This is a genomic window from Paenibacillus sp. FSL H7-0357 (genome assembly GCF_000758525.1).
In the GTDB taxonomy this organism is placed as follows: Bacteria; Bacillota; Bacilli; order Paenibacillales; family Paenibacillaceae; genus Paenibacillus_AQ.
Genome location: NZ_CP009241.1, coordinates 5,297,257 through 5,319,210 on the forward strand (window position 1 = coordinate 5,297,257; position 21,954 = coordinate 5,319,210).

Below are 21,954 nucleotides of genomic sequence, written 5' to 3' on the forward strand. Positions count from 1 at the left end.
CGTATGAAGGTTCTGGGGATCTATTTTTTGCTCGCTTTTTTAACATTTTGGCTGTTGGTCGTTGTCGATCTGCTGTCAGGCACCAGCTTCGCGATGTCGATGCATTCCTTTTATGTCACATTTGCAACCACTACCCTGCAGGAAGTGTTCATCATGGTTGTATTTGCCGCTCTGCCCATTGTTGCCGCAATTGCCAGCTATATCAAACGGAACAGAGCTCCGCAGAAATAATAATTTACCGGTACAGTCCGAATCTGCGCCGCAGCCTGTTCACAAGAAACAACAGAATCGGGATGACAGCACACAGAATAGGCAGAATATTCTTGAGGAAAATACTGCCTTCTTTCATATGGACAGGGTAATTCTCCGCACTGACAAACGAAGTGAACAATACCACAACCCCTACCGGGATAACCAGCCTGCGCGTATCCTTAACCTTGAATAAATCAGCCGCAATCATGACAGCCGCATAGCAATAAATCGACATTTTGAAAAACACGCCAATAATCAGGGTCAGGATGACAAACGCATCCAGGCGTTGAATAAAGTTGGCCACATTGACGAGCGTAATGGTCGTAAACATCGGAAAGGTTGTGCGGCTGTAAATGTCTGTTCCAAGCACCGACATCTCAACAGCATGCGTGAAGCTGAGCAGAAATCCGCTTAAAAGAATGGCGGCGATTCCTGTCTTCCTGACCTTCCGCGTTTTGTTGAGATGAGGAAGTATCGTCGTGAAGCAGACAAGTTCGCCAAAAGGGAAAATCCATATGCTCGGGTAAGCGGAGCGCAGTGCTTCCATCCATTCCCCGGCATGAATCGGAAACAGATTCTTGAACTTAGTCAGCCCCGCCGCAATGACTACAAAGTTGCAGAGCAAACCCATAAGGATGGTGATAAAAAAGTAGATCTCTGACGTTCTTGCAAACACCTCGATCCCCTTGTATAGAATATACATTACGGCGATTACCATAATTGAATTAATGATAAACACAGGCGTCCTGTCGTATGAAGCCGAGATGAGGAGGTCTCCTGCTTCCCGCAAATTCCGGGAGCCGTTATACAACAGGATGGGAAGAAACAGCAGACTCAGCGGCCAGCCGATCCATTTACCGAGAATTTGTTGTGTGTATCCGCTGATAATCATATTGGGAAATTGAAGATACAAATCGACGTAGATCCAATATAAGAGAATCCCTCCGGGCAGAGCTATCAGGATCGACAGCCAGACGGTATGTCCGCTTTCCAGCCCAATGGGTACCACAATCGCCGTCCCCAGTTCGAACAGTACTATCATGGAAAATAATTGAACCGGTCCGATAACTTCTTTTCTCATAAATCAGCTCACCCGTTCATTCTTTTTCTGGAGCCATGTAAGGCTTCAATCTCATCCCGGTACTGCGGATATAAGCTTCAACCTGAATATCCAATTCGCCTTGTGCAAATGCGGTGCTCCATTCCTTCCCTAGCTTGTTCCAGGTCGCCGGATCGGTACGCTTCAGTTCATTGCCAAAACCAAAGATGTCGGTTTGAGACGCTTGAGCGGTTCGTATAGCCAGCTCTACTTCCTCCCTGGTTTTCTCCTCCAGTTCAGCTTCCAGCTTCACAATTTCTTCCTTCCGGCTCAAATCCACATAACTTCCCGTTTCGTTTACAATGCCTTCCTCACGAATATGCAGATGAAAGACCGGTATACCGTTCCTGAGTTCAACCTTGGCAGTGGTCTTCGAGTAGAGCACATTGACGGCAATATCCTCATCTTTTTTATCAGAGGCGATGTCAATATTAGTTTCTCTGACTTTATTAAGCACCCATTGAGTGCCTCTCGCCGCAGGCCCGTCCATCCAATAAATCAGCTTACCATCCTTAAAGACACCCAATCCGCTCATTATTGTTCCCGCCTTCGTTTCTGATTGTTCGAGGCTGGATTTCTTCATCCCATCGGCTGGATCCCCGATAATTCGCAGACCGTTAATCGTCAAATCCCCTTCCCCCGTGATCCCGTTAATGATCTCAAATACATTCATGTTCCGGTTCTCTCCGTATACTCTGGAGGTATTTTGCATCTTTTTGACCACCCCCATGGAGGGCAGACTCTCCAGCGTCGTCAATATCTTGAGCACAGATGCGGCATCTGAATTTCTGGAAATCAGCACCGGCGAGTTCAGGCGAAGTTCATGTGATCGCTCAAAAATATCGAACAAGCCTTCAATTCCGCTTCTGGCCAGCGATTCACCCACAACAACGAGCTGAGAATGGGCAAAAAACAGCTGACGCGTCGCCCGCTTGGAGGCTTTACGCAATGCCCCGAATACCGTCCGGTCGCTTGCAGAAATGACAGTAACCGCAGGCATTCCGTTCCCGGAGCCCATACTTGTAGACGAAGCCGACGGAATGACCACCTGAAAGGTAACCCGGAATTCCCCGTTGTTTGCCGTTAGATCAATTCCGATACCGCTCACAATGGCAAGGTCATTTAATTCTCTGCTGTTCCAGCATCCTGTGAGGATCAGAGATAGGATCAACCAAACCGTCAGCAGAACCGGCATTTTAGTTCTCATTGTTATTTCCCTGCCGGTTCTGACCGCTCTGGCCGGATTCAGCGCTATTGCGGTTGATCAAACGTTTGCGGGTCTTCATGAAATGCAAAGGTGTCCGTAATATGACGTCCTTCTGATCACCCGGCGCAAACGGAGCGATTGGGGAGAGATAGGGAACACCCAGGGAACGCAAGGAGCACATATGGGCAACCAGTATCAGGCTGACAATGGCTATGCCGTAAAGACCTATAAAAGCAGCAATAAACATGATAACAAAGCGGAGTACGCGTATGGACAACGCCATATTAAAGGAAGGCGTGGCAAAGCTGGAGATCCCCGTTAATGAAACCACAATAACCATGGCAGGGGACACAATCCCGGCCTGCACGGCCGCCTGTCCCAGAACCAGCCCCCCAATAATCGAGACGGTTTGACCGATGGGAGAAGGCATCCTAATGCCGGCCTCACGGATGATCTCAAAGGTAACCTCCATCATCAACGCCTCAACGAACGTGGGAAAAGGCACGCCTTCCCGCTGTGAGGCCAGATTAATCAGCAGGGGTGTAGGGATCATCTCCTGATGAAAATTCAGTGCTGCAACAAAAACCGCTGGACCAAATAAGGAAATCACCAGGCACAGTAATCTCAGTAAACGGATTAATGTCGATATATCATACCGCTGATAGTAATCCTCAACTGTATGAAAAAACATTAGAAAGGTTGTAGGCGCGATCAGCACGAAAGGAGTCCCGTCTACAAACAAAGCTATTCTGCCTTCCAGCAGATTTCCGGCCACGCTGTCCGGCCGTTCTGTATTGTACATCGTCGGAAAAGGAGAGAACCTGTTCTCTTCAATCATCTGCTCAATATATCCCGATTCCAGAATAGAATCCACGTGGATCGCCTTAAGCTTCTTCCTGAATTCCTGAAGTGTCTCTTCCGGGGCTAGTCCGTGAATATACATCATGGTGACATCGGTTTTAGTTACAGCCCCAAGGGTCATTGTCTCGATCCATAGGTCAGGGCTCTTGATTCTTCTGCGCACAAGGGCGATGTTCGTGCCAAGAGATTCCGTAAAGCTCTCCTTGGAGCCGCGGATGGCTACCTGGGTTGCGGCCTCCGTGACAGCTCTGCTTTCACCGCCGCTTGTACTTAGGCTGATGGCATCCTTCAGGCCATGAAACAGCAATACCGTATCTCCCGACATGAGGGCTTCCAGAAGACTGTTCAGATCCTGAACGAGTTTTTCCTTGCCGATGTTGAGCGCCTTTTCTTGCACATAGGTGAACAAGTCCAAGATTGTCAGTTCAGCGGACTTCTCTTCGCTTAGAATTCCAAACGAAAAGGCATGGGTAATGAACTCTTCTACTCTTTCCTTGTCGATGATGCCGTTGATATATACTGCAGCCATCTGGTTGGCATTATCTGTTGTTTCGTACTCGCGTATAATCAGATCCGGGCTGTTTCCAAGTCTGGATCTAATCACTTTAACGTTGTCCTCAAGGCTTAAGGAGAGGGGGGGGCTTGAAGTGCTGCCTTCATGCGCCCCGGCGGGCTTAGGTTCTGGGTTGCGTTTAGCCATCTTCGGCACCTCCTGCCTTTTACTATTCGCTTGCCACTCTCTTTTTATGCAGGTTATGGAATGTGTGAGATGCTGCATAAAGCTTTCCAGCCGATGATCCTTCATTTCTGAATTTATCCATGCGGAAACAGAAAAAGCTGCCCCGCCGTAGATTCTTCTACTTTGGGACAGCCATATTTATCAATCATTATGTTGTATGCTAGTGTTCATCACTTACGCCAAGCGCCTTGTTCTTTTCCTTGAAGCGGTCATTATGCGAGGAGACATAGGCTGCTTTGGGTGCATCGGGATCCATATACAGCTTGGCACTGTTCAAGGCCAGAACGGCATCGGTAAAGGTGCCGGCAATCAGGCGGACCTTGCTGCTGTAATCTACAAAATCACCTGCGGCAAAGATACCGGGCAGATTCGTCTCCAGCCGCCCGCTGACATTGGCGCACCAGTCGCCCATATCGAGGCCCCATTCCTTCAGTGGCCCAAAATCGCTTTTTAAACCATGGTTCACAATTACCGCGTCCACCGCAAACTGCTCTGTTTCCCCGGATTCTATATGGCTGATCGTCACCTGGTCGATCGTCTCTCCATTGCTGCTGTGCAGCTGGCTTACCGCAAACGGCACGCGTACTTCTACGGAGGAAGCCTTCATCCGCGCGATATTCTTCTCATGACCGCCAAACTGCTCTCTGCGGTGCACAATGGTTACGCTGGCTGCGATACCTTCAAGTTCGTTGGCCCAATCTACCGCGGAGTCGCCACCGCCGGAGATCAGCACTGCTTTGCCGCGGAACGGCTCCAGCTCTTGCACCGTATAATGCAGATTCGTAACCTCGTAGCGGTCCGCCCCTTCAATTTCCAGCTTCGCCATCTGCAGAATACCATAGCCGATCGCCAGAATGATCGTACGCGTCCAATGCTGTTCGCCTGTATTCGAAGTCAGAATATAGGTTCCGTCCTCCTGCCGCTCCTGAGCAATAATCTGCTGCCCCAGAACAATAGTCGGATCGAAAGTCCGGGCCTGCTCCTCCAGCTGTTTAATCAATTGGCCGCAGAGGATCGGGGTGACTCCACCCACATCCCAGATCATTTTCTCAGGATAGATGAGCATTCTCCCGCCAAGCTCTTCCTTGGCTTCAATCAGCTTTGTCTTCAAATCTCTCATGCCGCTATAAAATGCTGTATACATACCTGCGGGTCCCCCGCCAATGATCGTTACATCGTATAATTCCAGTTGATTGCTCATATATTTCCCTCCGTATATGTTTTTGGCTTGAGTAATTTTGGTCTCTATCAAGACTTCGTCCGGGCCAGCAAATAGAGAAAATAAGGTGCACCTATCACAGCAACCACGATCCCTGTAGGGATCTCCGAGGGCTGCAATATCCAGCGGCCGATCGTATCGGCGGTGATAACCAGCAGGGAACCTAGCAGCGCGGAAGCGGGAAGCATCAGCTGATGCTTCGGACCCACCAGACGTCTGGCTAAATGCGGACCGACCAGGCCGACAAAACCGATCCCGCCGCTGACAGCGACACTAGAAGCTGCGAGTCCGACTGCGGCTGCGAGCAGCTTGAACTGCTCTCTGGTAACAGCGGCTCCAAGTCCGGTGGCTGTCTGCTCGCCCAGATTAAGCACATTCATTACCCGGGCTTTGTAGATCACATAGGGCAGCAGAATCACAATCCAGGGGAGCAGGGAAAGCACAAATTTCCAGCTGGTCCCCCAGATGCTGCCCGCCAGCCAGGTAGCGACAAATTGATACTTATCAGGATCAAGACGCAGCGTCAGCACAATCATCGCTGCGCTGATTCCGGCTGCAACTGCTACGCCGGTCAGAAGCAGGCGGATCGGGGATATCCCCTGATACCGCTTATACGCAAGCACATAAATCAAGGCCGCAGTCAGTCCTGCTCCGACAAAAGCAACGAGCGGCAGCAGGTATACCGGTGCAGCAGTCGTCGATGGATAAAAAGAAACCATCAGCATAACCATCAGGCCGGCTCCGGCGTTGATGCCGAGAATGCCGGGATCAGCCAGGTCATTGCGGAAGACGCCTTGCATGACTGCTCCGGAAACGGCAAGTCCCGCTCCGATCAGAACGGAGATAACGATGCGCGGCAGACGGAAGTCGAACAGGATCAGCTCCTGCTTGTCCGTACCTTTGCCGAGCAAAGTGTTCAGCAGTTCCATAGGAGTAAGTCGTATGTATCCTGTATTCACACTGATAATAAACACGAGTACGATTAATGCAAATATCACAGCCAGAACGGTCAGTCCGCGTCTGCGTCTGGTAGATTCATAGGATAAAGCTGTTGTTCTCTGCATGACTACAGCTCCCTTCTTTCTTTGCGGGCCAAATACAGAAAGAAAGGCACACCGATTAGCGCAATGATAGCGCCCAGGGGCACTTCTTGCGGCGGATTGATCATTCTGGCGGTCAGATCGGCAAATACAGCCAGCAGACTGCCCAGAATGGCGGAACAAGGGATAATCCACCTATAATCCACCCCTACAAGATAACGCGTCAGATGGGGAATGATCAGCCCAATAAAGCCCACTGCTCCGACAACTGCTACTGAGGAGCCGGCAAGAATCAGCACGATTAATGCACCGGCCAATTTGACCAGACCCGTCCGTTGCCCGAGGCCTCTGGCGATATCCTCACCCAGGCTGAGCATAGAGATGGAGCGGGATAAAATGAGAGCGCCTATAATCGCCCCGCCGATCCAGGGAAACATAATTTTGAGCTGAATCCACTTCGTACCGGCTACGCCTCCTGCATACCAGAAAGCCAGATCTTGTCCAATCTGAAAATATAAAGCTACGCCTTCGCTGAGCGCAGAGAGCAGCGCACTGAAGGCCGCTCCGGCAAGTACCAGACGGGCAGGTGTAAGGCCACCCTTGGCCATGGACCCGATACCATACACAATTGCCGCCCCGGCCCCGGCTCCCACAAATGCATATAAAATCAGATACATGAACGGTAAATTCGGCAAGAATGCAAAGCAGAGTGCAAGCGCAAACCCCGCTCCAGAGTTTATGCCCATCAGCCCGGAATCCGCGAGCGGGTTGCGGGTCATCCCCTGCATAATCGCTCCTGCCACCGCAAAGCTGGCACCTACCATGGCCCCGCCGAGCACGCGCGGCAGCCGCAGCTCGCGGATAATTTGATGATCCGTAATATCCGGATTGAAGTGAAACACAGCGGTCCACACTACAGAAAAGTTAATGTCTTTGGCTCCGAACGAGACCGAAAGTGCAATGCCTAGTGCTAATGCAATCAGACCGCCGACCAATATCAGCGTTGCTGCCCATGGGCGTGAACGGAACTTCACCGGATCTCTCCCCTGGATTAGCCCTTTGCTGGCCGTTGCCTGTTGATTCATTAAAGTCACCCGTTTTCTATGAAATTGATTCTCATTATCATTGTAATATTGTAAATGAAAATGGCGTTGTTTGGCAATGGACAAATGAAAGCACACCGCTCAAAAACCTCTAATCTCCGTTAAAATGACAAGTTTTGGCCCTAAATAACACAAAATCCCCGTTATCTCTCCTTGATAATAGGACGGATAACGGAGATTTCCTGACCTTGGGACTAGTCATTTTGCAGCGTGCCGCCAAATATTTTGCGGATGTATCCCTGCATTTTGCCAATATGAGGCACAAAAGTGCTTTTGTCATACACATAATTAGCCTGGGTCACAAGCTGTGAATAGATCAGGAATAAAATGGCCGCCAGCTCCCTGTCGATCTGCCTTTCGTGCTCAATCAACACATAAACCTCTTCCAGAACGGCATACAGCTGCATAAATCCGGCCTCATTTATGATTTTTCTGCGCAAAGGTACAATGATATCGGTTGCAAGAGCGTCTATCTGCATAATGATTGCACTCATCTTCCCGTCCATACACCAATCCCTCCTGCTGCAGTTGAATGGAGACAGCTCTTATACAATCCTATGTTTCACAGGCTCTTTGCATGCCTTAGGAAATATCTGTGTCCAGTATTGCAATATTCTAGTAATATAATATAATCTTCTGGAAATATGAGCAGCTAAGTATATGAACCATTGATCAATCCTATAGGGAGTGAATATGATGAACTCAAGAACTTATGGACGTACAGGTAAATCCGTATCCGAAATCGGCTTCGGCGGATGGCAGCTGGGCAACAGACAGGATTGGGAAGCCATGGAGGAGGATGCGGCGGTGCGCCTGGTGCATGAAGCTTTGGAGAGAGGGATAAACTTTTTTGACACCGCTCCCAATTATGGACTTGGCAAAAGCGAAGAGCTGCTTGGGAAGGCTCTAGCCGGAAAACGCAGGAATGCCGTCATCAATACGAAATTCGGACATCAGGCGGACGGCAGCTCGAACTATGGCGCGGATCAAATCAGGGCCTCGGTTGAAGTCAGCTTGCAGCGGCTGCAAACTGACTATGTCGATTCCGTGCTGATCCATAATCCGCCTTTTGACATGCTGGATGGGAAACACGGACATTATGAGGAACTGGAGAAGTTAAAAGCCGAGGGTAAAATCCTCACCTACGGCGTTTCTGTCGATTCCATCCCGGATATGCTGGAGGTTATCGAGCATACGAACATCGGTGTGCTGGAAGTGATGTTTAATATCTTTTATCAGGAGACTGCCGAAGCGTTCAAGCGTGCCCAGGATAACAATATCGCCATTATTGTCAAGGTCCCACTCGACTCCGGCTGGCTGTCCGGCAAATATAACAGCCAGAGCAGCTTCGAAGGTGTGCGCAGCCGCTGGTCGCCGGAAGTGATCCGTAAGCGTGCAGCACTTCTGGAGCAAATCAAATTCATAACCAATGAAGAAACGACGATGACGATGGCCGCTCTGAGATTCATCCTGGCCTATCCTGAAGTCACAACCGTCATCCCCGGTGTACGGAACAGTGCCCAACTGATTGAGAATATATCGGCCAGCGCAGCAGCGATGCCTGAAGCCCACGTCAAGAAGCTTCAGGATCTCTGGATAACGGAGATTAGAGACCAGAAGCTGGGTTGGTAATCACAAAGAAGACCTTGAGGGCATCCCTCAGGTCTTCTTTGTCAATCTGCAAGCGGCTACAACTTTATAGGACTGGCCCGCGCCCATTTCTGCATCCCTGAGGAGCTTACAATTCAGACCGGACCAAACTGCCGGAGGAGCTGTCCCAGCGCCATGGAACGGTGTGACCCTCCAGATGCAGCCCGCCGTACCATTCGTCCAGGCCTTGAACCTCTACCCGGTCTGCTAACCCGTCAAGTATCCGCTCACCAAGCTCGGTGATGGCAACCCGGCGGCCCCAAAATTCCGCAATCTGCCGGAAATCCGTATTTCCCTCTGCTCCCTCTATAGTCAGCAGAGGCTGCCGGTTATACACCAGAGTGTGCAGATAACGGCCAAAATCAAGATCACCCATGCCGAGCCGGTGCAGCTTGTCGGAAACCAGAGGGAACAGCTCCATCGGTGTAAGCGCGCCATGGCGGACAGCCTGAAGCGTAGTCTCTTCTACGATGCCAAGGCCGTTATGAACCGAAGGAAGCCTTGAGAGATGGGCTTTGAATGCTTCATAGGCAAAGGGCAGCGCAGATGCCGAAAGCTCTCCCCTTCTCTCCTCCAGCAGATCAGCCATCGTTCCAGGATCGGTAGACGCATAGGCTCGCCAAAGATCGCTGCCCAGTTCCATTTCTTTGCGCCCAATGCCCTGCCAGGTTCCAGACAATGTTCCAAGCTGAGCCGGAGTCAGCTGGCCAAGACCGTGAAACAGCTCAATCCCCGGAAATTCACCAATACAGAGCAGGCTCAGCTTCGTACTGCCGAGCTTCTGTCCTTTGAACCAGTGCAGCAGATAAGCAAGCATGCTCTGATCGAACAGATCATGCTCAAACCACAGTACTACTTCATCATAACGTTTGAAATCACGAATCTTCGCCTCCTGTGCCTCACACCCTGCTATATACTCTGTAGAAGGAATGCCTAATGTCTTCTCCAGAACCCCGGCCCGCTGTATCCGTTCACTGGAGCCTGCCGGATTGACGAATATCGGACCCGCGGAATAGATTTCCCGCCAGACCAGCACCTCGCCCTGGACAATTCCCTGCTTCAGCATTTCACCCACACTGTCTCCGTTCACAATATGCAGCATATTTCTGCCTCCTTCATATAGATAGTTGAACATGGAGGCGAGATCGGCAACGGGAAGAGCTCCCTTCAGCTTACGCCGCCCATCATACAGCCGCTTCTTTAGCGCCGAAACCGGAATCCCCAGATAATCCGAGATCTCCTGAAGGGAATAACCATAATAATAAAACAGCTGCATGGGCACCCGCAGCTTCGCAGACAACGCCGCAACCGTTCTCTGCAGCAGCTGTTCCCCTTCTCTGCGCTCGGCAATTTCCGCAACGCCCGGCGACTTTTCCGAGATGTGCAGGGCATCATCAAGAGGCAGCAATATATGTCGTTTACGTCTCAGACTCCGCTGGCACTGCCTTACGACAATCGTCTTGAACCATCCCGGAAACGCAGCCGGCTCCTGCAGCTTTCCTAGATTCAAATAAGCTTCAATATACGCTTCCTGCACAACATCTTCAGTAAGATGTACATCTTTCAGCATGTCGTAAGCTACAGCATAAGCCATACCGCGAAAATGCCGCATTAACTGCCCGAACGCTTCCCAATTCTCTTGTTGTGCCTCTTCAACCCATTGCCGCATCACTTTCGATCCTCTTTTCACATGTTCTTAACTATAGGTGCCATCTACGAGAAGAAAGGTTACAACGATCTTGGTGCGGGGGTTAAAACTACTTTATCACTCACTTAATCTACTAAAAATGAGCATATTCATTAAGACAACCACACACTCCGAATTCAATGCCACACATAAGATGTTGTGTCAAGACGAAGGGGGTGATTTGAAATGGTGAAAACTCTTTTAGATTATAATGCTACTGTAGTAACACCAATTACAGGAGGGATTTCTACATTGATTCCAATCTCTCCTGCGGGCGTGCAGATTGCAGGAGTAGCGGTGTTTATTGATCCCGCAAATCCTGCCCATTTTCCGAACAAGGTGGAATTGAAAGCTACCATTGGTATCGATGTTCCCAATCTAGGTGATTTCCCGAATATTCTGATCCGCATTTGGCGTGCAGGTGTTGAAATTTTCTATGCGCTGGCAGAATATGAAGAAGACTTTAACGATGATGGGATCATCAGCCTGCATATGGTGGATATCAATGTTCCTGCCGGAACACAAAATTATCAGCTGATTGTTGAAAATCAGGATAATAACTCGACTGCATTTGTTGTCGGTCCTGTTGTTTTTAGCGCGATGGCGATCGGCGGCTAATGGAATCCTCAATTTTCTAAATCATATTATACGCTAACCTATCATCAATGATTAGCAAGTTTACAGTTCAGGGCAAAAAGCTTCCTCTTGTGGGAAGCTTTTTGTGCTGAAGCGATACGCTTGTCAAACTTGCTTAGATTTAACACTTTTGAACTCTACCGCCTTTTCTGTGCCTTCCAGTGTTTGAATAGCCTGTGTGAGCTGATGAAGCGAAGCATCCAGTTTATCCAGCTTCTCCCCTACCGTTTCCAGTACATAACGAATCAGAATAAAGCAGAGTGTGACCGGAAAGCCCACATTAGTAATCAAGCTGACAACATCTGCAATTTCCATGAATCTCCCCTCCCTTCCCAAACCGACGTTTTAATTGAAGGGAAACTTTGGGCTTTGTTTTACAACCGATTCCATTAAATTGGAAAACGTGTATAATATATAGGAACACACGTTCCTTTTTTGGTTGTTATTTCCCTCTTAAAAGTTCCCTATATACATAAACGTTAAATAGTAGAAAGGGGAGTGTTGGTGTGCAGCAGAGTGAATATAACCGCTATAAAACCGAAATATACCGTATTGGCTGGAGGCTGCAATATCGGGCAAAGAAGATCAAGCGACAAGAGAACAGCTACGATGACAAGCTTGCCGTCCCTTCATTCACAGAATCTTCAGATAACAAAATCGCTGCGGAACAGCTAATCAGTATGCTGTCCCCATACGAGCGATCCATTTTGCAAAAAATCTATTTGGAAGGTTTGACGGAAGCTGAAGTCGCTCGCCAGCTCAACATCAGTCAACAGGGGGTGCACAAATGGAAAAGGAAGCTGATTCAGCGCCTATCCCAGATCGCGAATTTTTAAATTTGCTGAACGAGGTCAGAAACAAAGACCCCGAAGCCACGCTTCAACTGATTGAGCTGTACAGGCCGGTCATTCTCCGGTTAAGTCAATTTATACATTTGCCGGCGGAAGATGTGACTTCCGAAATTATCGTTGAGTTTCTGGAATTAATCCATAGCGAAAAGCAAGTTTAATACGCTTGGAATACGTTTACTAGATTATTCAACTGCACCATGTTCCTCACGAGCAGATTGCTGCAAGGAAGGCCGTATTACGATTCATTTGGACCCATTCAGACATAAAGTTGCTTTCTCCGTCATGTTACGAGGAACGCAGCTTTATTTTTGTTCTGCGTTATCCTAACTCACCTGCCGAAACAATGGATAGTTATTAAAGACTCTAAACATAATATAGAGGATTCTAATAAGGAGGGAATATAAAAATGTCTGAAAAAAGGTTATCGATTGCAGCCTTAGGTGGCGTTCATGAAATTGGTAAGAACATGTATTTCCTGCAATACGCCGATGACATTCTTGTTATCGATTGCGGCTCTAAATTCCCGGATGAAAGTCTGCTTGGCATTGACCTTATCATTCCAGATGTAACTTATTTATTGAATAATGTTGACAAGTTAAGAGCACTGATTGTGACTCATGGGCATGAGGACCACATCGGAGGGATCCCCTACCTGCTCAAACAATTAAATATCCCCATCTATGCCTCCCGTCTGACACTGGGGTTAATTGAGAACAAGCTTAAGGAACATCGTCTGCTCCGCCAGACCAGCCTGCATTGCATTGATGCCGAGTCGAGCCTCACCTTTGGTTCCATTACGACAACCTTTTTTAGTACCAACCACAGCATTCCTGATTGTCTCGGGGTCGTCTTTGATACTCCTGAAGGAACGGTTGTCCATACGGGCGACTTCAAGTTCGATATGACGCCTGTTAATAAACAATATCCGGACATACATAAAATGGCCGACATCGGCAAAAACGGTGTTAAAATTCTGCTCTCCGAGAGTACGAATGCCGAACGCCCTGGATTCACGCCGTCTGAGCAGCTTGTAGGCGCCCATATGGAAGAAGCTTTTCAAAAAGCGGACCGCAGAATATTTGTCTCCACCTTCGCCTCCAATGTGCACCGTCTGCAGCAAATTGTAGATGCTTCTATCCTTACCGGACGTAAGCTCACCTTACTTGGCCGGAGTATGGTAAATGTGGTCTCCGTATCCCAGGAACTGGGTTATTTGAACATCCCGGACGGGATGCTGTTAGAACCTGCGGAAGCTGCGAAGCTTCCTCCAGAACAGATAGCAGTCCTTTGCACAGGCAGTCAAGGGGAGCCCATGGCAGCATTGTCCCGTTTGGCCAACTCCAGCCATAGGCTGATGGAAATTGGAGCCGGGGATACCGTTCTTCTCGCTGCCAATCCGATCCCGGGCAATGAGCGTAATGTATCCAGAATTGTTGATAATCTGTATATGCTCGGCGCAAGGGTCATCTACGGATCAAAGAGTGAGCTTCATGTATCCGGGCATGGCAGCCAGGAGGAATTAAAGCTGATGCTTACCCTAATGAAGCCTGAATACTTTATTCCGATTCATGGAGAATACCGCATGCTTCATCATCATAGCCTCTTGGCAGAAGCAGTCGGAGTTAAGGAGGACAACATATTTATCTTAAAAAACGGTGAAGTCGTTGAATCACTGGAAGGGGTTGTCCGTCAATCGGGACGGGTTCCCGCCGGGCAAATATTTGTGGATGGCCTGGGAGTCGGCGACATCGGCAATGTGGTCTTGCGGGACCGCCGTCAATTGTCTGCGGATGGTGTGTTAATCACTGTCATTACCCTGAGCCAAACGGATGGCCGGATGCTGAGCGCCCCTGACACGATATCCCGTGGCTTCATTTATGTACGGAATTCAGACAATCTGATGGAAGAGATCAATCAGTTTATCGCAGCAACCCTGGAGAAAATGAGCAAAGGGGATCTGGGCCAATGGAATATTATGAAGCAGACGCTCAAAGATGCCTTGAGCAAATATCTGTACGACAAAACAAAACGCCGTCCGATGATTCTTCCGATCATTATTGAAGTGTAGTTGTGATTACACAGTCATGTGAAAGCTTCAATAGTTCAGGATATTACGAAGGCCCGCGACTCATTTGCGGGCCTTCGTTTTGGTTGTCCTATAAACAGCTTTATAAGAATAAGCTAAACATAAAGGAGGAGGTCCTGATTAATGTATTTATAGGTTATATTTTTCTTGGTTTGTCACTTTCGGCTCCTATCGGCCCGATTAATGCCGCGCAGCTGGACAAGGGGATTCGGGGAGGCTTCTGGCACGCCTGGGTTGTCGGTCTAGGGGCGATCAGCGCAGATATCATTTATATGCTGCTGGTTTATTTTGGCGTTATCCATTTGCTTGAGGCTCCTTTTGTGAAAGCCTTCTTATGGTTATTCGGTTTCTTTGTTCTGGTCTATACTGGTGTGGAGAGCATCAAAAACGCAGGCGTAATCTCCGCAGCCGAGATGAGAGGAAGCGAAACTTCCCTGTCAAAGTCCTATCTGTCCGGGTTTCTGATGTCTTTATTTAATCCGCTCTCCATTCTGTTCTGGCTCGGGATTTACGGGTCCATCCTTGCTAAGGCAGCCAATGAATATCCAATGCAGCAGTTATTAATATACAGTGGAGCTATCGTAACGGGGATTCTTCTTTGGGATGTATCCATGGCCGCAGCCTCCAGCATCTTTCGCAGAGTGATGACCTCACGGGTCTTAAAGGGGGTTTCTGTCTTGTCCGGCCTGTCGCTGGTTGGTTTTGGTATTTATTTTGGCGTACAGGTTGTACAACTGCTGTTCTTCCACTAAAGCCTGCTTTTCCGCAGCCTGATGCCTGTAATGCGAAACTTTGGACTGCTGCCTCGCATGGCTTCGTGTTCATTCGATAATTTATCTTCATGAGCATTGGCACCAGCGGAACTGGCTGCTTGTTTCTTCTGAACCCGCTGGACAATCCAATCAATGAGCGCGATCAGCGAAATAATCAGTAGACTGAGGTAGAAGCCTGGACGGCTGAGTGCATGAAACAGAGTGCCCGCTACCGCTGCCCCGATCAGCAGCAACCCGATCCAGCGTTTTACCCCGCTTAACTTACTTGGCTGTAGCAGCCTGCCTGACGACAACAGGATAAAAACCCAATTGTACAGGATCATTAGCCCCGCAGCTGTCGTGATATATTCATACACTTTCCCCGGCAACCACAGCGCCATCACAATGGCACCAACTAAACCGGCAGCAATCAGACACAAGGCAAAGAATGGATACTTATCCTTCCATTTCTTTGCAAATAGCCGGGGAGCATCCCCTTCCTGCGCAAGTGTAATCATCATCGAAGTTATCGCATAAAGCGAGGCAGTCATTGTGGAGAAACCGGCAATAATCAATACTCCGTTAAACAGATGAGGCACAAAAGCAAGATGATCACTGCTGAGCGCCAGCACAAAGGGACTTTCCTTCGGATTAAAGGCGCTTAAAGGAACCATCGTTACGGCAAGCCCAATAGACAGGACGTATACTGTAGTCAATGCCAGCAGCATCACCTTACCTGCCTTCGGTGCCTCTTCGGGTTTTTGGAGCCGGTTGGACATAATGCCGAGTACCTCAATGCCGCCATAGGCATAGAAAGCAAAAATAAAGGCCGACCATAAGCCTATCCCCCCGGCAGGAAACAATGCAGAATAACTTAGCGGGAGTTTAGGCGTATACTTCCCACCCCCTATCCAGCCTGCCAGAAGAGCAGCCGCAATCACCAGGAACATCAAAATCGCCGCTATTTTGATCACAGCCAGCACATTTTCCACCCGGTCAAATCCCTTATTGCCAAAGAAAACGATGCACAGGCTCACGACGCCAAACCCGGCTGCAAAAATCCACATCGGTACGGCCGGTAACCAGAAGCGTGAGAAAATGGACAAGGCCGTCAGCTGGCTCCCCATAATCAGCAGCTCCGAGAACCAGTATACCCAGCCGCTGCCAAACCCGGCCCAGTTTCCGAACGCTTTTTTGGCATAGGATCGAAAAGAGCCCTGCTCCGGGTGTTCTGCCGTCATTTGAGACAAGGCATCGAAGACTACATAGGTTCCAACAGCTGCAAGGATGTAGGCAAGCAGCACCGCTGGCCCGCCGATGGAGATCGCCAGACCCGAGCCCAAAAAATACCCTGTACCAATGGTGCCTGCAACTCCCAGCAAACTCAGCTGCCACCATTTCAGTTTTTTGTCTTCTTTGGTATTACTGGAAGCTTGGTTCATGAATTTCGTCCTCATCACTTTTGGGAATTAGAGAGTTCTCTCCATTCTCTAGATTCCCCCTATGTGCTGAATTTCATGAACTCCATTTTTTATTCCGCTCAGCCCTTTGGCATAAAGCCAATAACCTCATTGCCTCCTTTATTATTGTGCACTGATGGTATCTACAATAGACATCTCGCGGATGCGTTTTACTGGGCCTCGTACAGCTAAGACAACGGAGAAAAGGACGATTGCTATTATGATGGAAATTTCTGCAAATGGAATACTCCATTGTTCACCCCAGTGAAAGGTTACCAGCCTTGCGTACAGAAACTTATTCAGCATTAACCCGACAACGCTGCCGCAGATACTTCCTGTGATTGCATAGGTTGAAGCCTCAGCAATAATCATTTTTATTAGCTGCCGATTACTTAGACCGATGGCACGAAATGCGCCATATTGTTTCATGCGAGACGAAACGCTCATTGCAAGACTGTTTACGATATTGAATATGGTAATCAAAGCAATCAAAGCCATAAACCCATAGATAAACAATCCAAAGGAGTAATAAGTGCCTATTACGCTGCGATTGCCTGAGCGTTCATCAGAGAAGATAACCTCTGTACCAACTAATTTATGAATTTCATCGATGTCAGCTTCCGTCGCGTTCTTAGACAACTGCAAGTCTATAATCGTATAATCCGTTTGGCCGGTCAGCTGCCGAAAAGCGTTCTCAGAACAGATAATCGTTCCAACATCAGGGGCATTGTTAAAAGGACTGGAAGAAAGTGAGCCCACAATTTTTATATTCGCAGAATGATTTTCTGTGTGTAACGTCACCGTATCTCCAACTTTCACGGTATTCTGCTGTTCAAAAACAATCAGTCCGGTATTGTTCTCGTTTTGAACGGTATCCAAAGAACCCTCCAGCAAATAGTCCTTTGCCCACTCAAATTGGTTCTTTTCATAAGAAATCAGATCAACCTTTTTTTCTTCCCCGTTTACTGTAACTAGCACGTCATAGGCAAACATTCGTCCGTATGCTCGTTTGATCGCCGGATTTTCCTGGAATTTTTCTAACAAGGTGTTGCTGATCGAACCAGTATTGTCAGTGCTGATAATAGATAAATCCGGTGTCCACGGCTTCAACGGTGTAAGTGTATGGTGCATAAAGTCAATCGTGACTGAAAAGGCGAGAAAAAGAATGATACTCAGGGAAAAGGAACCTGCCATCAAAACAAAATTCTTTTTGCTTGCTTTTGCATGATGGAAACCAAGGGCGGTATCAATTTTAATAAATGTAGTATTAGCGGCTTTGCGCACAGGCTGTAAAAAATTTGCATTCCCTGATACAGCTGCTAACGGGGAAACGCTGGATGCTCTTTTTGCTGGGGAACGAGCAGCCAGAAGAACCGTCAGGATGCCTACACAGATACCGGCCACGATACTTGGTAAGCTTATGCCAAAGGCTGGCATCTCGGCAAAATATTCCGGACTGAGAAAACGAAGTAAGGCGCACAAGATCCAAATGACAACGGCTCCTGTTGAAATGCCAAGCGGAATTGCGAATTTACACCAGCCGAGGGCTTCCTTGCGGACGAATCGCATCACCTGCTTTGGTGTCGCACCGATACAGCGCATCATTCCAAAAAATTCTGTACGCTGTGCGACATTGCTGTTGAGACTGCTTGCAATCATCATAATGCCTGCCAGTAAAACTAATAAAAACAAAACAGCAGCGGAGCTATAGATTTGCATCATAAAAGAATTCCCGCTTTGACCAAGTAAGCCCAGCAGTTTCGTGTTTTCCGAAACCTGTTCGTCTGAAAGTCCAAACTGAGACTTCATATCGGCAATCGTATTGCGTATATTGCTATGAGTAGAAAACTGCACACAAAAGACACTGTTATAATCGGCTGGTTTACCATTCGTGACTCCGGGATACAGGGAACGAAACGCCTTGGTAGTCAAGCTAACCGCATAGGAATCTTCTTTCATTGTTTTAGATGCATTTTTTATAAAGCCGGAGATCGTAAATCTATAACTTGCTCCATCAGGCGCATTGACTGAAATGGCATCTCCGATTTGCAATCCAAGCATCGTCTTTGCATTTTCTGTTATCATGGCCTCATTGTCCTTTTGGGGAAATGTTCCATCCTGAATTTCATCCGTTTGCATTTCTGTTACAAAGCTTTCTTCGCTTCCAAAAACGACCACGTTTTTTCCCGATACAGTATAGCCCTGATCTCCCCTGAAGTTGAGGACACCATACCAAGAAGATGCAGTTACTTCCGGCCGTGCAGAAATTAGGTTTGCTTGTTCTTCGTTTATGTTTCGAACCATTACATGCCAATTACCGTCCTCTATACGGGCCTGCATAATTTGGCTGCGTATAAACATATCAGCCATACCGAAAATAGCTGTAACTAAAAACACCGCTAAAACAATGCAGAATACAGACATTCTGTTCTGCCTTTTATGGACTTTGGCTGAGATGGGAACAAGGTCAAGATAACTTTTCATTCTCTTTCCCTCCCAGATCCGTCAGCACACCATCTGAAACACGCAGTACACGGTCTACTGAATTAGTCAGATTATTGTTATGTGTAATCATTAGAATTGTTTGTTGGTAGTGGCGTGATGCCTTAACCAGTAAATCAATCACATCATGACTGTTTTTGCTGTCCAGATTTCCGGTGGGTTCATCAGCAAGAATCAATTTAGGTCTTGTAATCAGCGCCCGCCCAATTGCAACACGCTGCTGCTGTCCGCCGGATAATTGGCTTGGCAAGTGATGACGGCGCTCTTTCAGTCCTAAAACTTCTAAAATCTCATTCACTGCCGATTGCTCCGGCTTGCGGTAATCCAGAAGAATCGGAAACATAATATTTTGCTCCACAGTCAATTCTGCAACAAGCTGAAAAGACTGAAACACAAAGCCGATATTGCGCCGCCTGAAAATGGTGCGCTGTTCCTCTTTCATCAAAAACAAATCTTTGCCATCCATATAGATATTTCCTGAGGTAGGAGTATCCAAGGCTCCGATACAATTTAACAATGTACTTTTACCTGACCCGGATTCACCGACTACAGCCGCAAACTCTCCCTGCTCCAATGTAAAGGAAACATCCTTTAAGGCATTCACCTGATTTTCACCTTTGCCGTAGGTTTTAGATATATGCTGTACTTTTAAAATTTCCATATTTCAAGTACCTCCTTTCCTGAAAAGAATAACAGGCTCACCTTACAATCGGGTGAATAACAGCTTACGATTCCGTAAGGAAAGAAAGGATAAAAGTAGTTCCCTCATGCAAAGTGCTTTGAACAGAGATAATGCCGCCCTGTCCCTCAACAATGGATTTTGTCAGTGACAGCCCTAATCCAACTCCCTGCGTGTCCAAAGATTTTTTACTGCGGTAAAAGCGCTTGAAGATATGATGTAAATCCTCCGGAGGAATCCCCGAACCATTATCGGATATCAATATGCGGAGCATGGCAGGGGTTCGGTTCCAAGAAATATGGATTTCTCCTCCAGAATCCGTATGATCCAAAGCGTTTTTCACGATATTCCCAATCGCTTCGCTCGTCCATTGCTTATCACAAATGATCGTTTCTTCCGAGGATTCGTCTATAATAATTTCTTTTCCCTCACTGGATGCCCGTGTTGTTAATTCACCGATAGCCTGTAAAACCAATTCTGATATACGACAGCTTTCCTTTTCAAAGACAATACTGCCGGCGTCTAAGCGGGTAATTTTCAGCATGGCTTGAATAAGCTGTTGCATACGCTTTAGCGCCAACCCTGTCTTTTCAGAATACTCTATGACAGTTTTAATATGATCGGGTTCATCGGAAATGATTTCGTGATACATGGTAAGAGCGGCAAGTGGTGTTTTCAGCTGATGCGATATATCTGAAATTGTATTTTTCAAAAATTTTTTTGCTTTCTGCCCAGCTTCATTTTTCGACTGTAATGTCGTAGCAAGTTGGTCTAAAGAAGCAAAGAGACGGTAGAGCGTCCCCTCACTCATTTGAGGCATGCGGCAAGAAAAATCCCCCTCAGTAAAGCGGGTAATCACCTTTGCCGCTCGCTGATAAAGCTGCTCCCTTTTCCATAAGAAAATAAATGTCCCACCAAAAAGCAATATAGATAGAAACGCTCCTACAGGCAGCATGAAATACCCTGATATCCGCTGAAACTCAGCAATAAAGGGTAAAAATCTTATAGAGGTATGTTCTGTTATACCAATACTAACAAGCAAAGCCGTTCCCTCTTGGCTACTGACGGTATTTGTAACTGCCTTGGCAATCACACCTTTCGAAATGCCCTGTTCTAAAAGAGAAGTTACAATAGCTTTATCATGTGATAAGAATAAATTCTGTATGGCCTTTTCCTGTACTGCGTTTAATCCCATGCTGGAAAGAAAAATCAGCAAAGAAAAAGAAAAAAGAAAGATAATATAATATTTTATTTGGTTGTCACGAAAAAGGTTCATACAGATACCTCGTTCCATTGATAGCCGAATCCACGAATCGTTATTAAATGCTCAGGGTGAGATGGATCAACCTCAATTTTTTCACGAAGCCGCCGTACATAAACGGAAAGCGTATTATCGTCCACAAAGTCCCCTGAACTGTCCCATAGCTCATTCAAAATATTGTTGCGAGTTGTTACCCTGTTAGCATTTCTTATTAACAAGCATATCAGACGGTATTCTACACTTGTTAAATCCAGAGTTCTTCCTTTCAACTGAACACGGCTTCCCAAAAAATCGATTGAAACATCGCCACACTCGATAACAGCATGATTATTTTGGTTTAATACGCTGGTTCGACGCAATAATGCCCGAATTCGGGAACATAATTCACCTAGCTTAAACGGCTTTGTTACATAATCATCCCCGCCACTGTCCAGACCCCGAATGACATTCACTTCTTCATCAGAGGCGGTTAGAAATATAATAGGAATCTGATTTCCTTGTTTCCGCACTTTTTCACAAATTTCAAAGCCTGTTCCGTCAGGCAAAGTTACATCAAAAATCAATAAATCATATGTATTGATCTTGGGCAGGAGGCTTATAGTTTCTTTTTTGGTACGGACGATATCAACTTCAAAGCCGTTACGTTTTAAAGAGTACTTCAATCCATCCACTAAGCTAATATCATCTTCTAAAAGTAAAATTTTGTTATTCATTACTCCTCCTCTTACCGTCATAACTGAGATCGAACTTTTGCTACTCCTCCGGTGATTCTTCCCGATCAGTTTATTTAGTGTTGGAATTAAATAGGAGTTGAAAAACGCGCGAGAAACAGGCATGGCGACAGTTGTGGAAATGTTTGTCTTTCACAAA

At 47.3% G+C, this 21,954-nt stretch carries 21 protein-coding genes; 7 read left to right on the forward strand and 14 right to left on the reverse strand.

What is annotated here, in order from left to right:
* Positions 1 to 3 precede the first annotated feature (3 nt).
* Positions 4 to 231 carry a YczF family membrane protein gene (locus H70357_RS23245; RefSeq protein WP_038594658.1) on the forward strand — a complete coding sequence of 76 codons (228 nt, stop codon included), beginning with the start codon at positions 4 to 6 and terminating at the stop codon, positions 229 to 231.
* 4 nt (positions 232 to 235) lie between these two features.
* Here H70357_RS23245 and H70357_RS23250 read toward each other — a convergent pair whose 3' ends face one another.
* The 7 genes from H70357_RS23250 to H70357_RS23280 all read right to left on the reverse strand — a co-directional run bounded on the left by H70357_RS23250 (position 236) and on the right by H70357_RS23280 (position 8,026).
* Positions 236 to 1,333, reverse strand: a complete 1,098-nt coding sequence (locus H70357_RS23250; RefSeq protein WP_038594660.1) for a GerAB/ArcD/ProY family transporter — start codon at positions 1,331 to 1,333, stop codon at positions 236 to 238.
* Between the two features lie 16 nt (positions 1,334 to 1,349).
* Positions 1,350 to 2,558 (reverse strand): Ger(x)C family spore germination protein, encoded by a 1,209-nt coding sequence (locus H70357_RS23255; protein ID WP_038594662.1) that lies wholly within the window; start codon positions 2,556 to 2,558, stop codon positions 1,350 to 1,352.
* Entirely contained in the window at positions 2,548 to 4,119 is a 1,572-nt protein-coding gene (locus H70357_RS23260; protein ID WP_038594664.1) for a spore germination protein, read from the reverse strand. Before H70357_RS23260 ends, H70357_RS23255 begins: the two co-directional genes overlap by 11 nt.
* A 199-nt stretch (positions 4,120 to 4,318) precedes the next feature.
* On the reverse strand, positions 4,319 to 5,359 hold the full coding sequence (locus H70357_RS23265) for an NAD(P)/FAD-dependent oxidoreductase (RefSeq protein ID WP_038594666.1): 1,041 nt from the start codon (positions 5,357 to 5,359) through the stop codon (positions 4,319 to 4,321).
* Between the two features lie 47 nt (positions 5,360 to 5,406).
* A complete protein-coding gene (locus H70357_RS23270) occupies positions 5,407 to 6,441 on the reverse strand; it encodes a FecCD family ABC transporter permease (RefSeq protein WP_038594668.1) in 1,035 nt (344 codons plus the stop codon).
* A gap of 2 nt (positions 6,442 to 6,443) precedes the next feature.
* Complete coding sequence (locus H70357_RS23275) at positions 6,444 to 7,502, reverse strand: FecCD family ABC transporter permease (RefSeq protein WP_038600267.1); 1,059 nt, start codon at positions 7,500 to 7,502, stop codon at positions 6,444 to 6,446.
* A gap of 212 nt (positions 7,503 to 7,714) precedes the next feature.
* The gene (locus H70357_RS23280; protein WP_038594670.1) at positions 7,715 to 8,026 is read right to left on the reverse strand and encodes a hypothetical protein; all 312 of its coding nucleotides are present in this window, start codon (positions 8,024 to 8,026) and stop codon (positions 7,715 to 7,717) included.
* 187 nt (positions 8,027 to 8,213) lie between these two features.
* Between H70357_RS23280 and H70357_RS23285 the strand changes: the two genes are divergently transcribed.
* Positions 8,214 to 9,152, forward strand: a complete 939-nt coding sequence (locus H70357_RS23285; protein ID WP_231578306.1) for an aldo/keto reductase — start codon at positions 8,214 to 8,216, stop codon at positions 9,150 to 9,152.
* Between the two features lie 106 nt (positions 9,153 to 9,258).
* Here the strand turns inward: H70357_RS23285 and H70357_RS23290 are convergent, their stop codons facing one another.
* A complete protein-coding gene (locus H70357_RS23290) occupies positions 9,259 to 10,839 on the reverse strand; it encodes a sigma-70 family RNA polymerase sigma factor (RefSeq protein ID WP_038594674.1) in 1,581 nt (526 codons plus the stop codon).
* 204 nt (positions 10,840 to 11,043) lie between these two features.
* Here H70357_RS23290 and H70357_RS23295 point away from each other — a divergent pair, with 204 nt between their 5' ends.
* The gene (locus H70357_RS23295) at positions 11,044 to 11,475 is read left to right on the forward strand and encodes a hypothetical protein (protein ID WP_052092209.1); all 432 of its coding nucleotides are present in this window, start codon (positions 11,044 to 11,046) and stop codon (positions 11,473 to 11,475) included.
* A gap of 123 nt (positions 11,476 to 11,598) precedes the next feature.
* Here H70357_RS23295 and H70357_RS23300 read toward each other — a convergent pair whose 3' ends face one another.
* Positions 11,599 to 11,808, reverse strand: coding sequence for a hypothetical protein (locus H70357_RS23300; RefSeq protein WP_038594676.1), 210 nt, complete (start codon positions 11,806 to 11,808; stop codon positions 11,599 to 11,601).
* Between the two features lie 191 nt (positions 11,809 to 11,999).
* On the opposite strand from H70357_RS23300, the gene H70357_RS23305 reads away from it, so the two are divergent.
* The 4 genes from H70357_RS23305 to H70357_RS23320 all read left to right on the forward strand — a co-directional run bounded on the left by H70357_RS23305 (position 12,000) and on the right by H70357_RS23320 (position 15,182).
* Positions 12,000 to 12,329 carry an RNA polymerase sigma factor gene (locus H70357_RS23305; RefSeq protein ID WP_038594678.1) on the forward strand — a complete coding sequence of 110 codons (330 nt, stop codon included), beginning with the start codon at positions 12,000 to 12,002 and terminating at the stop codon, positions 12,327 to 12,329.
* Entirely contained in the window at positions 12,281 to 12,502 is a 222-nt protein-coding gene (locus H70357_RS23310) for a hypothetical protein (protein ID WP_038594680.1), read from the forward strand. Before H70357_RS23305 ends, H70357_RS23310 begins: the two co-directional genes overlap by 49 nt.
* Before the next feature lie 242 nt (positions 12,503 to 12,744).
* Positions 12,745 to 14,412, forward strand: a complete 1,668-nt coding sequence (locus H70357_RS23315) for a ribonuclease J (protein ID WP_442950481.1) — start codon at positions 12,745 to 12,747, stop codon at positions 14,410 to 14,412.
* A gap of 137 nt (positions 14,413 to 14,549) precedes the next feature.
* Positions 14,550 to 15,182, forward strand: coding sequence for a LysE family translocator (locus H70357_RS23320; protein ID WP_038600273.1), 633 nt, complete (start codon positions 14,550 to 14,552; stop codon positions 15,180 to 15,182).
* Here the strand turns inward: H70357_RS23320 and H70357_RS23325 are convergent.
* The 5 genes from H70357_RS23325 to H70357_RS23345 all read right to left on the reverse strand — a co-directional run bounded on the left by H70357_RS23325 (position 15,179) and on the right by H70357_RS23345 (position 21,797).
* The gene (locus H70357_RS23325; protein WP_038594684.1) at positions 15,179 to 16,624 is read right to left on the reverse strand and encodes an amino acid permease; all 1,446 of its coding nucleotides are present in this window, start codon (positions 16,622 to 16,624) and stop codon (positions 15,179 to 15,181) included. The genes H70357_RS23320 and H70357_RS23325 overlap by 4 nt on opposite strands.
* 141 nt (positions 16,625 to 16,765) lie before the next feature.
* The gene (locus tag H70357_RS23330) at positions 16,766 to 19,126 is read right to left on the reverse strand and encodes an ABC transporter permease (RefSeq protein ID WP_038594686.1); all 2,361 of its coding nucleotides are present in this window, start codon (positions 19,124 to 19,126) and stop codon (positions 16,766 to 16,768) included.
* The gene (locus H70357_RS23335) at positions 19,110 to 19,805 is read right to left on the reverse strand and encodes an ABC transporter ATP-binding protein (protein WP_038594688.1); all 696 of its coding nucleotides are present in this window, start codon (positions 19,803 to 19,805) and stop codon (positions 19,110 to 19,112) included. The genes H70357_RS23330 and H70357_RS23335 overlap by 17 nt, the downstream gene beginning before the upstream one ends.
* Before the next feature lie 64 nt (positions 19,806 to 19,869).
* Positions 19,870 to 21,099: a sensor histidine kinase gene (locus H70357_RS23340; RefSeq protein WP_038594690.1), complete on the reverse strand. Its 1,230-nt coding sequence runs from the start codon at positions 21,097 to 21,099 to the stop codon at positions 19,870 to 19,872.
* Entirely contained in the window at positions 21,096 to 21,797 is a 702-nt protein-coding gene (locus tag H70357_RS23345; RefSeq protein WP_038594692.1) for a response regulator transcription factor, read from the reverse strand. The genes H70357_RS23340 and H70357_RS23345 overlap by 4 nt, the downstream gene beginning before the upstream one ends.
* Between the last annotated feature and the right edge of the window lie 157 nt (positions 21,798 to 21,954).